The organism is Dietzia timorensis (genome assembly GCF_020742175.1).
GTDB lineage: Bacteria > Actinomycetota > Actinomycetes > Mycobacteriales > Mycobacteriaceae > Dietzia > Dietzia timorensis_A.
In genome coordinates this window covers 1-13,902 of the sequence record NZ_DYXM01000218.1, presented here as the reverse complement: position 1 = coordinate 13,902, position 13,902 = coordinate 1, and the positions used below count along the sequence as shown (strand labels likewise).

17 protein-coding genes and 1 tRNA gene are annotated in these 13,902 nt (G+C 66.2%); 11 read left to right on the top strand and 7 right to left on the bottom strand.

What is annotated here, in order from left to right:
• Window positions 1-649 precede the first annotated feature (649 nt).
• The gene (locus K8V11_RS11185) at window positions 650-1,255 is read right to left on the bottom strand and encodes an isochorismatase family protein (protein ID WP_303914108.1); all 606 of its coding nucleotides are present in this window, start codon (window positions 1,253-1,255) and stop codon (window positions 650-652) included.
• A gap of 32 nt (window positions 1,256-1,287) precedes the next feature.
• The gene (locus K8V11_RS11180) at window positions 1,288-2,601 is read right to left on the bottom strand and encodes a nicotinate phosphoribosyltransferase (protein ID WP_303914106.1); all 1,314 of its coding nucleotides are present in this window, start codon (window positions 2,599-2,601) and stop codon (window positions 1,288-1,290) included.
• A 182-nt stretch (window positions 2,602-2,783) separates the two neighbouring features.
• Between K8V11_RS11180 and clpS the strand changes: the two genes are divergently transcribed.
• From clpS to K8V11_RS11135, 9 genes are all read left to right on the top strand, one after another.
• On the top strand, window positions 2,784-3,053 hold the full coding sequence (gene clpS / locus K8V11_RS11175) for an ATP-dependent Clp protease adapter ClpS (RefSeq protein WP_067470698.1): 270 nt from the start codon (window positions 2,784-2,786) through the stop codon (window positions 3,051-3,053).
• Window positions 3,054-3,057: 4 nt separating this feature from the next.
• Complete coding sequence (locus K8V11_RS11170; RefSeq protein WP_303914103.1) at window positions 3,058-3,840, top strand: DUF2017 domain-containing protein; 783 nt, start codon at window positions 3,058-3,060, stop codon at window positions 3,838-3,840.
• Entirely contained in the window at window positions 3,837-4,493 is a 657-nt protein-coding gene (locus tag K8V11_RS11165; protein ID WP_303914101.1) for a rhomboid family intramembrane serine protease, read from the top strand. Before K8V11_RS11170 ends, K8V11_RS11165 begins: the two co-directional genes overlap by 4 nt.
• A complete protein-coding gene (murI, locus tag K8V11_RS11160) occupies window positions 4,490-5,350 on the top strand; it encodes a glutamate racemase (RefSeq protein WP_303914098.1) in 861 nt (286 codons plus the stop codon). The genes K8V11_RS11165 and murI overlap by 4 nt, the downstream gene beginning before the upstream one ends.
• 95 nt (window positions 5,351-5,445) lie before the next feature.
• Window positions 5,446-6,228 carry an MBL fold metallo-hydrolase gene (locus K8V11_RS11155; protein WP_303914096.1) on the top strand — a complete coding sequence of 261 codons (783 nt, stop codon included), beginning with the start codon at window positions 5,446-5,448 and terminating at the stop codon, window positions 6,226-6,228.
• A 46-nt stretch (window positions 6,229-6,274) separates the two neighbouring features.
• Entirely contained in the window at window positions 6,275-7,036 is a 762-nt protein-coding gene (gene rph, locus K8V11_RS11150; protein ID WP_303914093.1) for a ribonuclease PH, read from the top strand.
• A complete protein-coding gene (locus K8V11_RS11145) occupies window positions 7,033-7,710 on the top strand; it encodes a non-canonical purine NTP pyrophosphatase (RefSeq protein ID WP_303914090.1) in 678 nt (225 codons plus the stop codon). Before rph ends, K8V11_RS11145 begins: the two co-directional genes overlap by 4 nt.
• A gap of 30 nt (window positions 7,711-7,740) precedes the next feature.
• A complete protein-coding gene (locus K8V11_RS11140; protein WP_303914086.1) occupies window positions 7,741-8,493 on the top strand; it encodes a DUF1345 domain-containing protein in 753 nt (250 codons plus the stop codon).
• Between the two features lie 18 nt (window positions 8,494-8,511).
• The gene (locus tag K8V11_RS11135; protein ID WP_303914083.1) at window positions 8,512-8,802 is read left to right on the top strand and encodes a YrhK family protein; all 291 of its coding nucleotides are present in this window, start codon (window positions 8,512-8,514) and stop codon (window positions 8,800-8,802) included.
• A gap of 96 nt (window positions 8,803-8,898) precedes the next feature.
• Here K8V11_RS11135 and K8V11_RS11130 read toward each other — a convergent pair whose 3' ends face one another.
• Window positions 8,899-9,267, bottom strand: a complete 369-nt coding sequence (locus K8V11_RS11130) for a DUF3817 domain-containing protein (RefSeq protein ID WP_303914110.1) — start codon at window positions 9,265-9,267, stop codon at window positions 8,899-8,901.
• 84 nt (window positions 9,268-9,351) lie between these two features.
• Complete coding sequence (locus K8V11_RS11125; protein WP_303914080.1) at window positions 9,352-9,897, bottom strand: hypothetical protein; 546 nt, start codon at window positions 9,895-9,897, stop codon at window positions 9,352-9,354.
• A 90-nt stretch (window positions 9,898-9,987) separates the two neighbouring features.
• Between K8V11_RS11125 and K8V11_RS11120 the strand changes: the two genes are divergently transcribed.
• Together K8V11_RS11120 and K8V11_RS11115 are read left to right on the top strand one after the other, a co-directional pair.
• Window positions 9,988-10,069, top strand: a tRNA-Leu gene (locus K8V11_RS11120).
• 38 nt (window positions 10,070-10,107) lie between these two features.
• The gene (locus K8V11_RS11115) at window positions 10,108-10,650 is read left to right on the top strand and encodes a DUF488 family protein (protein WP_303914077.1); all 543 of its coding nucleotides are present in this window, start codon (window positions 10,108-10,110) and stop codon (window positions 10,648-10,650) included.
• On the opposite strand, the gene K8V11_RS11110 is transcribed toward K8V11_RS11115, so the two are convergent.
• Genes K8V11_RS11110 through K8V11_RS11100 form a run of 3 tightly spaced genes read right to left on the bottom strand, consistent with a single transcriptional unit; the run spans window position 10,647 to window position 13,842 of the window.
• The gene (locus K8V11_RS11110) at window positions 10,647-11,294 is read right to left on the bottom strand and encodes a response regulator transcription factor (protein WP_303914073.1); all 648 of its coding nucleotides are present in this window, start codon (window positions 11,292-11,294) and stop codon (window positions 10,647-10,649) included. The two genes, K8V11_RS11115 and K8V11_RS11110, sit on opposite strands and share 4 nt — an antisense overlap.
• Window positions 11,291-12,637, bottom strand: a complete 1,347-nt coding sequence (locus K8V11_RS11105; RefSeq protein ID WP_303914070.1) for a GAF domain-containing sensor histidine kinase — start codon at window positions 12,635-12,637, stop codon at window positions 11,291-11,293. The genes K8V11_RS11110 and K8V11_RS11105 overlap by 4 nt, the downstream gene beginning before the upstream one ends.
• Window positions 12,638-12,642: 5 nt before the next feature.
• Window positions 12,643-13,842, bottom strand: a complete 1,200-nt coding sequence (locus K8V11_RS11100; RefSeq protein WP_303914067.1) for an iron-containing alcohol dehydrogenase — start codon at window positions 13,840-13,842, stop codon at window positions 12,643-12,645.
• Window positions 13,843-13,902: the final 60 nt, after the last annotated feature.

The following is a 13,902-nucleotide window of genomic DNA, read 5'->3' as shown; positions in this document are numbered from 1 at the left end:
ATGGAGCGCCGCGGATTGTCTGGAAAACTGCGGAGCCGAAGCCTCATCTGGGCGCCGCTCAAACATGCCGGTTCTCCGTTTTAGGGCCGCCGGATAAGGCGTGGAACATCCGAAATGTGTCATTACGGGGCCGGGGCCGCGAATGTTTGCCCGAAATACAGCAAGTCTCTGCCGGCAGGGCGAGGAGAGTCTTCAGCTTGTTCGCGATAGCTGGGCGACAGTGAATACGCGTGGTGACGCGATTATCGGGCCGTTTGAGGATGCTATCGGCCCGTCGTTCTACGTGCCTCGGTTCACCGCAATCAAGCGGGCTCGGGGATCAATTCCGATCTGTCATTTCTGTCATTTCTATGGCTAGTGCCTGCCAGAGAACCGTTAGCAAGCGTACGTTCACGGCGCGAAATGTGGCCGCCGCGTTGGCAATCGGCGCCTTGGGGAACAGCGCGGTGGTCGCTCCGGCCGCCGGGGCAACGGGCAATCACGGTACGACCAAGCTCTTTAAGCGGGGCGGTAGCGGACTGGGATCGATCGATCTCGGCAGCCTCGATGGCGCATCTCTTGGCAAGACCGATGGGGTTGCTCGGTGTTCAACTCCACGCACTAAATCGAACAGCCCACAGATTCTAAGGCGTCCCGGAGAACGGGCGCTCTAGGTGCTGAGCTCGCCGCGAATCAGGGCACGTTTCGCGGCGAGCTCCTTTAATGTCTTCTTGCCGCGCTCCGGGTCGACGGCTGCGGTTAAATCCGCCAACACCGTCGTCATAAATCCTTCTTCGAGAGCGTCTTCGGCAGTGGCCCGCACGCAATGGTCGGTGGCGATGCCCACAACATCCACGCTGCTGACGCCGTGGTCGCGCAGCCACTGGGCGAGGGGCGAGCCCGCCGAATCCGATCCCTCGAAACCGGAGTACGCGGCCTCGTAGGCGCCCTTGTCGAAGACCGCATCGAAGTGCGTGTCCCGCAATTCCTCCCGCAGGCGAGCGCCCGGGGAACCCTGTACACAATGCACCGGCCACGTATCGACGAAGTCCGGAGTCTCGGAGAAATGTGCGCCGGGATCAATGTGCATATCGCGGGTGGCGACGACGAAGCGATAGCCGTGCGAGCCTGCAAGCATAGAAGCGATGTTCTCGGCGACGGCCGTGCCGCCCGTGACGCCGAGCGCGCCGCCCTCACAGAAATCGTTCTGGACGTCGACGACCAGCAAGGCGTCGGACGGAGTGCGTGCATCGTTCGAGCCGGAAACCTCGTTCATACCCGAGAGCCTAGCGTGGAAGTACCCGCACGTTAATGGGGCAGCACACGCACATTCAGTGCCGGATCGCCTTCCGCAAGCGAGAGTCCCTCCCAAGGCATCGTGATTCGCGCGGCCGCCTGGTGCGCACGGGACTCGGAGAGCGTGGGGACATCGCCCACCGGATCGCCGTCGACGACAAGCGGTTGGAGGAGAGGGCGCACCTCGGCAACCCGATTCCCCTCGGACAGCGAGGACACGTCGGCGCCCGCGGGAGCGAGCACCTCCTCGAGGGCGGTGCCCGTCGAACGATAGGTTCGGTAGGCGTCCTTGGAGCCGGGGAGAGTCTCCTTGTGCGCTGAGCGTTTCGCCACCGGGATGCCGTCTACCTCGACCAGCTTGTACACCATCGACGCCGTGGGGGCGCCCGATCCGGTGACCAGACGAGTGCCGACGCCGTAGGCATCGACCGGCTCGGCGCGGAGCCCCGCGATCGCGTACTCGTCGAGATCTCCCGAAACGACAATGCCGGTCCGGGTGGCACCGAGATCGTCGAGCTGCCGACGCACCTGGCGGGCGAGCATGCCCAGGTCCCCGGAATCGATGCGCACCGCGCCGAGCTCGGTTCCGGCTACCTCGATGGCCGTCTCCACTCCCTGGGTGATGTCGTAGGTATCGACCAACAGCGTGGTGCCCGTTCCGAGTGCGGCAACCTGCGCGCGGAACGCGGCCGCCTCGTCCGGCCCGTCCTGCGTCGTGTGTAAGAGCGTGAACGAGTGGGCGCTCGTGCCTGCCGACGGCACACCGTAGCGCCGCTCGGCCTCGACATTCGAGGTCGAATCGAAGCCCGCAAGGTAGGCGGCCCTGGCGGCGGCGACCGCGGCCTCCTCGTGCGCACGGCGCGAACCCATTTCGATCAACGTACGGCCATCAGCCACCGACGCCATCCGGGCGCCCGCCGAGGCGATCGCGCAATCGTGGTTGAGGATCGACAGGATAAGAGTCTCGAGCACCACGCATTCGGCGAACGTGCCCTGCACACGCAACACAGGGGAGGCGGGGAAGAATAGCTCGCCCTCGCGGTAGCCGTCGATACGTCCGCGGAAACGGTAGTTGCGCATCCACTCGCGCACCTCGGCGCTCATCGAGTCGCCGAACACCTCGAGCTCGGCATCGCCGAAACGGAAATCGGCGAGGCGCTCGACGAGTCGGCCGATCCCCGCGACCACCCCGTAGCGGCGGCGCAGCGGCAGGCGGCGGGAGAACACCTCGAAGGTGCACTGCCGGTCGGCGGTCCCGGCGGCGAGGGCCGCCTCGATCATGGTCAGCTCATAGCGGTCCGTGAGCAGAGCAGTCGAATTGTTCACCCAGCCCACAATACGGGGAGAAGTCGGGGAAGCGGACGCCGCGAATGTGCACGCGTCAGTATCCTGGGGGCATGGACCGCGCGAACACCGGATCAGTGGAGCCGTCCCCGCTGCGATGCGTCGCGAGCGAGGGCGGTACCTCGCATTCACCGTGGTTGGCCTCGGGCCCGGCCGCAGCGCCCATGGTCGAGGAGACGACCGAGCTCGTCGGCGAGGAGAACAACCCGTGGGTCTGCGTCGTCTGGGACGACCCGGTCAATCTCATGAGTTACGTGACCTTCGTCCTCCAGCGCACCTTCGGGTACGACCGGGGCAAGGCACGCACCTTGATGCTCGCGGTGCACAACGACGGCAAGGCGGCGGTGGCGTCCGGCAGCCGCGACGAAATGGAAAACGCCGTGCGCAAATTGCAGGAAGCCGGTTTGTGGGCGACCTTGCAAAAGGGGGAATAGTCGAATGGATCGTGCGCCGCGTTTCGCGCGCAAGTCCGGTATTCGTGGCGTCAAATTCAAGGCGCGCCTCGAGCCCGCAGAGGCCGCCCTGGTCCGCGACGTCGTCTCCGGGGTGATGAAGCTGCTGTCCGACCGACTCGGCTCAGGCTCCCAGGACGAGCTCGCCGAGCTCACCGGCATCAAATCCGGAAACTCCGAACCTCCGGACTACGCGCCGCTGGCGCGGCTCATCCCCGACTTCTTCCCGCCGTCCGGATCCCCGCGCGCCCGGGAGTCCGACGCCGAGCGCTATGCCGGGCACGCCGAGAACTTTTCCGAGGGCGAGGACGCGGACAACATCGATTTTTCCGATGACGTCGCCGCTGCCTCCCCCGATTCGGCCGACACCGAGGCTGCGCAGGACGATCCGGCGGAGACCGAACGCGAGAACGCCGCGATGCGCATGCTGCACGAACCGGAGATCATCGAGGCCAAGCTCTACGCCGGGGAAGTGGTGATGCGCACGATCCCCGCCAAGGGCGGGGCGATCTCGTTGAACGAACAACAGGCCGAGTCCTGGCTGCAGGCGCTCAACGATGTTCGACTCGTGCTCGGGGAGCTCATCATGCGCGCAGAGCAGCCGCCCGGCTCCTCCGATTTCGGCTCCAACGGTTCGCCCAAGCCCGGCTGGTATCGCACGGGCGTACCCGAGGAAATGCCCGATCCGGACAGCCCGATGTTCCCCGCCTGGCAGGCGTACTACTGGTGCGCGATGATGCAGGACGACCTTTTACAGGTGATGATATGACCTTCGATCCAGGCGTCGGCACGGCTCGTACGTCGGCCGCCAAGAACCAGGCGCGCAAGGCGGGGCGTGGCCCCCGCGCGTCAGCGTTCATCGCGCTGGCCATCTTGGTCGCGGCGATGTGGGTACTCGAGGGCATCGACACCGTCCTCGGCGGCCGGCTCGACGCCGAGGGTGTACGACCGCTGAATACCGACGGCCTCACCGGCATTCTCCTTGCCCCTCTTCTGCACGCCGGCTGGGGGCACCTCATCGCCAACACCGTCCCTCTGCTTGTCGTTGGCGCGATCATCGCGCTCAGCGGGATCCGCACGTTCGCGCTCGTCACGGTCTTCGGTTGGGCGATCTCCGGGGTCATCACGTGGCTCATCGGTGGTGGCGGGGTGCACATCGGCGCCTCCGGGGTCGTGTTCGCCTACATCGTCTTCGTCATCGTGCGTGGGCTGTTCACGAGGGCTCCACTGCACATCATCGTCGGGATCATCGCGGCCATCTATTACGGCGTCGGCGTGCTCGGCGGGATGCTGCCCTTCGGCAACGACGGCATCTCCTGGCAAGGGCACCTCGGCGGGGCGATCGGGGGCGTGGTCGCCGCGTCGGCCCTCGGCCGCCGGCGTAGGAAACCGGTGCCGCGCGCGCAGGTCACGTCGGCATGAGCGGGACGTCCGACGTCATACCTGCTGGTGGCGCGGTTCCCGGCACGGGTCCGATCGGCATGTTCGACTCCGGGGTCGGTGGGCTGACGGTCGCTCGGTCGGTGATGGACCAGCTGCCAGGGGAGGGCCTGATTTACATCGGTGACACCGGGAACGGTCCGTACGGTCCGCTTCCGCTGGCCGAGGTGCGCCGGCACTCGGTGAAGATCGCCGACACGCTTGTAGAGCGCGGGGTCAAGGCGCTCGTGGTCGCGTGCAACACGGCGACCGCGGCGAGCCTCGACGTATTGCGCGAGCGCTACGAGGTGCCGGTGCTCGAGGTGATCAGCCCCGCGGTGCGGCGCGCCGTCGCGGCGAGCAAGAACGGGAAAATCGGAGTGATCGGCACGCAGGGCACCGTCGCCTCGGGCGCATACCAGCGGGCGTTCACCGCCGAGGGCGTCGAGGTGACCGCCGCGGCGTGCCCCCGATTCGTCGATTTCGTCGAGCGCGGCATCACCTCCGGTCGCCAGATCCTCGGCCTCGCCGAGGCGTATCTAACGCCGCTACGCGCTGCTGGGGTCGACACCGTCGTGCTCGGCTGCACCCACTATCCGCTGCTGTCCGGGGTGGTGCAGCTCGCCGTCGGCGCGGACGTGACGCTCGTGTCGAGCGCTGAGGAAACCGCGAAGGACGTGCTCGCCGTGCTCACCGAACGCGATGAACTCGCGCCGGATACGTCCCTTGGCGCCGACGTCGGCACTCACGTGCGACGCGAATTCCTCGCCACCGGGGACCCGTACCGCTTCGCCCATATGGCCACGCGCTTCCTCGGCCCCGGCGTCGGCTCGGTCGACCACGTAGAGCTCGGAACATAGCGAACGGCCTCTAACCGTCCCGGCTAACTTTTCCTACGCAGCCGAGCGCGGCGGTATTGCAAAGATCCCCGGGCGACATCTGGCACCATGGTTTTATGCAACTGACCGTCATCGGCAGCTCCGGGTCCCTCTCCGGGCCGCAGTCCACGGCGTCGTGCTACCTGGTGGAGATCCCCGGGTACCGGCCGATCGTCATGGACCTCGGCCCGGGCAGTATCGGCCGCCTGCAACGTCACATCGACCCCGGCAGCGCGACGGTCTTGCTCAGCCATCTGCACGCCGATCACTGCCTGGACATGCCGGCGCTATTGGTGTGGCGGCGTTTCGGCCCGCACAGCTACAGCGAGCGCGCCGAGGTATTCGCCCCCGCTGGTGCGGACAAGAGAATCGGGCGCGCCTCGGCGGAGGACGCCGAATCGATCGACGATGTCTCGGACACTCTCGCAATGCACGAATGGGACCCCGCCAACCCGGTGGAGCTGCGCAACGAGGAGGGCGTGCTCGCCGCGACGGTGCGGACGGCGAAGGTCAACCACCCGCCGCTGAGCTACGCGCTGCGCTTCGACACCCCGTACGGCGCGTCTCTGACCTACTCGGGAGACACCGCGTTCTGCCAGGACCTCATCGACCTTGCCACCGGCTCCGACGTGCTGCTGTGCGAGGCGTCGTGGGAGCACCCGGGCGAGCACCCCGAGGGAATCCACATGTCCGGGCTCGAAGCGGGGCGCACGGCCCGTGAGGCAGGCGTGAGTCTCCTCGTGCTCACCCACATCCCGCCGTGGACCGACGCCGACGCCGTCGAGGCAGAGGCACGCGGCGAATTCGATGGCGAGATTCTCGTCGCCACGCCCGGACTGAGCTTCGCGCTCGACTACTAGCCGCCACCACCGGCGATCGGCGACGGGCGGTCGCTAGGGTGGATGCGTGAGCAATTTACGAGCAGACGGTAGAACCGCAGACCAACTCCGCCCGGTGTCCATCACCCGCGGATTCACCTCCCACCCGGCCGGCAGCGTGCTGGTCGAGTTCGGCCAGACCCGCGTGATGTGCACCGCGAGTGTCGAGCAGGGCGTTCCGCGCTGGCGCAAGGGCTCGGGGCTCGGCTGGCTGACGGCGGAGTACGCGATGCTTCCCGCCGCCACGCACGACCGCTCCCGCCGCGAATCGGTCAAGGGGAAGGTGTCCGGAAGGACGCAGGAGATCTCCCGCCTCGTCGGCCGCTCGCTGCGCGCCGCCATCGACCTGTCCGCGCTGGGCGAGAACACCATCGCCCTCGACTGTGACGTGCTGCAGGCAGATGGCGGAACCCGCACCGCGGCGATCACCGGCGCCTACGTCGCGCTCGCCGACGCCGTTACGTGGCTGCAGTCCGCGGGTAGCGTCTCCGGCAACCCGCTCACCGGTCATGTCGCAGCGATCAGCGTCGGCGTCATCGACGGCGAGGTGCGCCTCGATCTTCCCTACGAGGAGGACTCCCGCGCAGAAGTCGACCTCAACATCGTCGGTTTCGACGGCGGCAAGCTCGTCGAGGTACAGGGCACCGCCGAGGGCGAGCCCTTCGATCGCGACGCGATGAGTGCGATGCTCGACCTCGGGCAGAACGGCATCGACGAGCTCATCGCCGAGCAGAAGCGCGCCCTTGACGCCCCCTACCCGGGGGAGCTGCCGTCCCCGGTCAAGCGATGAGCGACACCACCACCACACCTGGCCCGGCCGCGCCGGTGAAGGTCCTCGTCGCCAGTCGCAACGCGAAGAAGTTGCGTGAGCTTCGGCGCGTACTCGACGCCGCCGGTATCTCGGGTATCGAACCGGTCGGTCTCGATGCCGTGCCCGAGTATCCCGAGGAACCGGAAACCGGCGCGACTTTCGCCGAGAATGCGCTGATCAAGGCGCGCTCCGGCGCTGCCGCCACCGGTCTCGTGTGCCTCGCCGACGACTCGGGCCTGGCCGTAGATGCGCTGGGCGGCATGCCCGGCGTGCTCTCGGCTCGCTGGTCGGGACGCCACGGCGACGACGAGGCGAACAACGACCTCCTTCTCGCGCAGCTCGGCGACGTCCCGGACGAGCGCAGGGGCGCCGGGTTCGTCTCCGCCTGCGCGCTGGTCGTTCCTGACGGCGGAGCCCGCACTCCCGCGGCCGAAACCGTTACCGAGGGACGCTGGCCGGGTTCGGTGCTTCGTGCGCGCCAGGGCGACGGCGGATTCGGCTACGATCCGATCTTCCTGCCCGAAGGCTCCGAACGCTCGGCGGGCGAGCTCGCGCCCGAGGAGAAGGACGCCGCCTCGCACCGCGGCCGCGCGCTACGGGCCCTGGTTCCGGCTCTTCGCGCTCTCGCCGCAGGGGAGGCGCTGCCCACGTAGTATGCGGGGTTAACAGGAGGTCAGAAGGAAATGGAAAGCTTTTTCCTCCGGCGTCGTGAGAAACCCTCGAGTGCGAGCAACGCCGCCCCAGACTCGGTGACCGCCGAGAGTCGCGATCCGGGTCGCAGCATGCCGGCCGAGCACGCCGGAGCGCACCGAAAGAAACACGAGCGAATCCGCTTCTTCATGACGGGGATCATCGCCACGGCCATCTTCGCCGCCGTGGGACTTTGGGGCGAATGGGCGGTGGCCCCGGCGGCCGGTTGGGCGGTCGCAACGATCTTCCACAGCGTCGACATCCGTGCGCGAATCGGATGGATGGGCCCCGATGAGACCGAGGCCCATGCGGCCGTCGAAGACCCCTCCCGCGCCGTCCGTGAGGTTCTGGTCCTGACGGCGAACGTCATCTCCCTTGTGGCCGTCGTGCTGCTCATCGTCGAGGTCGAGCGAATCGAGGGGTGGACGAAGCTCATATTCGCCGTGATCGCGCTCGTCACGGTCGCCTCCTCGTGGGTGCTGCTACACACCATCTACACACTGCGATATGCAGAGTGCTACTACGGTTCGAACCCGCCCGGCGGAATCGATTTCGGATCCGACGATTTCCCCAGCTACCTCGATTTCGCCTATTTCTCCTTCACCATCGGGATGACGTATGCGCCCGCCGACTCGGTAACCTCCTCCGAGATCCGCCAAATCGTTTTCGGGCACGCGATCATGTCGTTCCTATTCGGCACCGGAATCCTGGCCACCGCGATCAGTCTCGTTGTCGGCCTGTTCTAGCTTTGCCACGATGAGAGAATGACAACGCCACGACATGATCATCCGCTGAACATCAAGATCGGGCGCGAGGAGCTCGTCATCCGGCAGCGTTACGAGGTCGTGAGCATCTGCAACGACATCGTCATCGCCATATGGTTCATCGTCGGTTCGATGCTCTTCTTCTCCGAATCGACCACGTTCGCGGCCACCTGGTTGTTCCTCATCGGCAGTGTGCAGATGATGATCCGTCCGGGAATTCGTCTGGTCAGGCGCGTGCATCTGCAAAAAATCGGGACGCAGACGAGCCACGAGACCGCCATGGATTTCTAGCACCTCCGACGTCATAAATGACAAAAGCCGGGCACGGCGCGCGAGGCGCCGGCCCGGCTATCGCCCTTGGCGTGGGCTGGGTTGGGATGTCTAGATTTATTCGATCCCGATGGAGCGCTTGGCATCGGCGATCTCGGCCTTCGCCTCGCGCGCGCGGATGTGCTCGAAGTAGAACGACAGGAACGGGATCGTGCCCGCGAGGCAGGTGATGATGATCTTGCCCCAACCCCAACGGATCTTTATGCCCAGATCGAGGGTGCACAGAAGATAGACGAAGTACACCCAGCCGTGCGCCGGCGGGATGAAGTTGGTCCAGTCCGGCATGTCGACCTTGAGGATGTACTTGAGCACCATCTCGCCGACGAGGATGAGCAGCCACACACCGGTGATCCACGCGAGGACGCGGTAGCGGGTCAGCGCATTATTGAGCTTGCGCAAACGGTGCGCCGGATCTTTGACCAGCACATTTTCTTCGCTGGGCGTGTGGTTTTCGGGCGTGGTCAACTGGGTTCCTTTCGGGTGGTGCTTCCGGCACCGCTGTGGGCTGGGCTAGCCCCGCGAGTCTTCCTTGTTGCCCGGCTCGGTGTCGAGCGAGGACAGGTACTGGTTGTATTCCACAAGGCCGGGATCGACCTCGTCCTCGATGTCCTCGGCGCGCGGACTTGGGCGCTGGGGGAGGAAACTCGCCGGGATCTCCGTCTGCACCCCGTCCGCGCGGCGGCCCGATTCGGCCGAGGCACGGTACTTGTCGTGAATCGAGCGCCCCATGCGCTCCTCGTTCTCGCGCTCGTCCTCCAGCCGCACGAAACGGCGGTAGACGAAGACGAGGAACGCGGCGAAGAACGGCCATTCGAAGGCGTAGCCGAGATTCATGAACGTGCCCTGGGAGGAGCTCCAGCGGCTGAGCTGCCAGTAGCCCATGGCGAGGCAGACGATGGATCCGAGGACGACGAGCGCGATGAGTGCCTTGCGATTGTGTTTCGGCGCCTTTCGGGACTTCGGCGGCTTCTCCAACAAGAGCGGATGCACCCCGCCACCGGCTACCGCATTCGGTGCCGCGGAGTGAGGTTCCTGGTGAGAGCGAACATCCGACACACGTTTAACGTTACCGCCTACAGGCAAGTATGCTAATTCCGGTCGGACACCCCAAGGGGTGCTTTCGGCACGGCCGCCCGCAGCGGCCGCGCGCCCGTGGCGGAATTGGCAGACGCGCTGGATTTAGGTTCCAGTGTCTTAGGACGTGGGAGTTCAAGTCTCCCCGGGCGCACACTTCACCGTTGTTCTCACATCCATGGGGGGGAGCACATGGCATTCTTCACCATCGGGCATTCGACACGAACGATCGACGAATTTCTCGGGCTGTTGCGCGAGGCCGGGGTCGACCTCCTTGTTGATGTGCGGCGGCTGCCCGGTTCGAATCGCCATCCCCAGTTCAACGCCGATGCGCTGTCGAGGTCGTTGGACGATGCGGGCGTCGGGTACACGCGGATCGAGGAACTGACCGGGCGGCGTGGGCGCGATAAGGAAGTGCCGTTCGACGTCAACGGGTTCTGGCGGAACCGCAGCTTCCATAACTACGCCGATTGGGCGATGACGTCGGAGTTCCGCGCGGGCCTGGACCGGCTACGCTCGGCCGGGGAGGACGCGATTCCTGCCGTTATGTGCTCGGAGGCGGTGTGGTGGCGGTGTCACCGCCGGCTGATTGCCGACAACCTCCTCGCCGCCGGCGAGGACGTGCGCCACATCATGCGTCCGGGCGTGATCGAGCACGCCGAGCTCACACGCGGAGCCGTCGTGGACCCCGAGACCCGGCAGGTGACGTACCCGGCCAGTGGAGGCGAGGCTTAGACCAGCCCCAGCTTGCCGGCTGCGTATACAGCCTCGGCCCGGCGCGTGCTTCCGAGCTTGCGCATGATGTTGCCGACATGGAATTTGGCCGTTGCGGCGGAGATGAATAGTTCCTCGCCGATCTGCTTGTTGGACCGTCCGAGCGCAAGGAGGTTGAGCACCTCTCGCTCGCGGCCGGTGAGTTCGTGGCTGCGCGGCTCCTCTGTTCCGTGTAGTCCGCGGACGATGGCCGTCGAACTGCGGGGGTCGAAGAAGCTTCCCCCGGCCTTGAGGTCCCTGATCGCGTTGACGACCGATGAGGTGTCGACGTCCTTGACGACGTATCCCTTAGCGCCGCGGCTGATCGCATCGAGGATGAGCTGGTCGTCGAGAAAGGTCGTGAGAATGAGTACCGCGACCTGCGGCTGTGACGCCACGATCTCCGAGCACAGCGCGAGCCCCTCCGCATCGGAACCGGCGGAGAGCTTGAGGTCGAGGACCGCCACATCCGGGCTCAGCGCCTGGACGAGGCGCATCGCGGATTGCGGGTCCGAGGCCTCGCCGACGACTTCGATATCGCGTTCCCGCTCGAGGAGTGCGCGAAGACCCTGTCGCACGATCGCGTGATCGTCGACCAGGACGACGGTGATGAGATCGGTGCTCATGGGGTTTCCCTTTCGGTGATCTCGCGGGGGACGGCGACCCGAACCTGCAGGCCACCGAGATTGGACCGGCGTAGCGAGAACGTCGCGCCGATCTGTTCCGCGCGGTGCGCCATGTTCGCCAGACCCCGATGCCCGACGGTGCCGTTAGACCCTTGCTCGATACGCAGAATCTGCCGCAGGGCCCGCGGATCACCCATGCCGTCGTCAGCAACGGAAAGGACGAGGCCGTTCTCGGATGAACTCACCCGAACCTCGACCTTCGAGGCCTCGGCGTGGGTGGCGACATTGAACAACGCCTCGCCGGCGATGCGGGCGAGTTCGTGCTCGAGCTCGTTCGCCACGCCCCCGTAGGTCCCTTGGACCCGCACCGCGATATCGAGTTGGGAGCGGTAGCCGGCGGCGACCTCCTCGAGCACCTCGGCGAGAGTGGCCGGGTCCTCTCCGCGCTCGGTGTGGTGCAACGCGTAAATCGCCGTGCGGAGCCGATGCAACGCGTCCTGGGTCAGCCCCTTCGCCTGGTCCAGACGCGATGTGATGTGCCCGGCATTGCAGTCGAGCTCGGCCGAGTCGAGGCGGGCAAGGTCTACCGCGAGCCCGGCGCTGAGCACGATCTGGCTGACGGAATCGTGGAGCTCGCGGGCGATGCGGTGGCGTTCGGAGTCGATGAGCGCACGCTGATCCGCGGCGACGAGTTGTTTGCGCGTGAGCTGGAGCTGGGTCGCGCTGCTCGCGAGGTCACTGGCGTAGGTCGCGACCTCGTCGTAGAGGATGCCGGCGCGGCGCTGGAGATCGACGCCGGACTGGTAGAGCTCCGCGGTGCGCAGCGCGACCGCCGCCTGATTGGCGAGGATGCGCAGCAACGACAGGTCGTCCGGCTCGGGGTTGCCGTCGAGCCCGTGACTCACGACGAGGCTGCCGATCTGCTCGCCCTCGATCCGCAGGGCGATGCGCACCCAGTGGCCCTCCATCGTCCGATGCTCGGCGCCGGCGCGGAGCGCGGCGAGCTCGGAGCCCACATGCTCGGGAAGCGCGTCCTCGCCGCAGGGCCTGCCCGCCTCGTCGACGACGACGAATCTTGGTTGAGCCCACGGCAGACGGCCGTCGCGGAGACCGAGCATGCTCCACGTGGCGACAAGCTGCTCGCCTGCGGCGCGTGCGATTTCCTCCATGATCTCGCGCGGGCCCTGGCTGGTTCGGACGAGAGCTCGCGAAATGGAATCCAACGCCCGCACCGTGCGCTGCATGCGTTCGTCCGAGCGAACGAATTCGCGGTAGTAGGACCGTTTGCCGGAGCGCACGCCGGTGAGGCGTGCGAGATCGTTGGTGGCCTGGGACCGGGCCATCGCCGCTACATCGCCGCGACGAACAGACGGTGCACGTCGTTTTCGTCGGCCAGTCGGGGATTGGTGGTCAGGCACGCATCGTGGAGTGTCGATTTGGTGAGCAGGGGAATGTCCGCTTCGGTGACCCCGAGGGCCGCGAGGCCCTTCGGCACGCCGACCCGGTCCGCGAGGGACCGAATATAGGCGGCGAGCGCGCGGGCCATCTGCTCCACCGGTGCGCGCGACTCGGACAGGCCGAACACTTCCGCCAGGGGCCTGTAGCGCTCAGGGGAGCCGAGTGCATTGAAGCTGACGACATGGGAGAGCAGCACCGCGTTGACCACCCCGTGCGGGGCGTCGATGAGACCGCCAACCTGATGGCTCATCGCGTGCGTGGCGCCGAGGATCGCGTTGGAGAACGCCATTCCCGCCTCCAGGCTCGCCTGTGCCATCGCGCGGCGGGAGGTGAGGTCCTCCGGCGTCTCCAAGGTCCGCACGAGGTGGCTGTCGACGAGGCGGACGGAATTAAGTGCGTGCAGGTCCGAGAGAGGATTGTGGGCCAGGGAGACGAATGCCTCGATCCCATGAGACAGGGCGTCGAGACCCGTCGCGGCTGCCAGGTCGACCGGCATCGTGGTGAGCAGACGGGGGTCGGTGATGGAAATATCGGGGACAAGGGCACGGCCGAGGATCGTGACCTTGATGTGGCGCTCGGTATCCGACACGACGCAGAACTGTGACACGTCCGCCCCGGTACCCGCTGTCGTCGGCGCCATGATCATCGGCGGGATGGGATGGGAGATCTGATCCACGCCCTCGAAGTCGAGAATCTTTCCGCCATTGCCGGCGAGAATCGCCACGCCCTTCGCCGCGTCGATCACAGAACCGCCACCGATGCCGATGATGACATCGGCCCCGGAATCGATGTACTCCTCGTAGCCCCGCTGGATCTCGTGCTCCTTCGGGTTCGGGGTGACATCGGTCCACAGCTGCGGCCGCAGACCCTCGCGGCGCAGATAGTCGAGTGTTTCCTCGGTCCATCCGGCGGCGGACACCCCGGAATCGCTGACGACGAACGGCCTGCGCGCGCCCAGCCTGACTGCCGCAAGACCAATCTCCGCCAATGAATCGGTGCCGAAAACGACCTCTGGTGCATGGAACTTGACCGGCTGTGCGGCGTCTTCTCCCCACATGCCCTCGGTTGTTTCGGGCGTGCCTTCGTTCATCTCTCACCTTCCGAGACGGGAATAGGCCGTCACACCAGATCGGTACGACCTCGTAGCTAC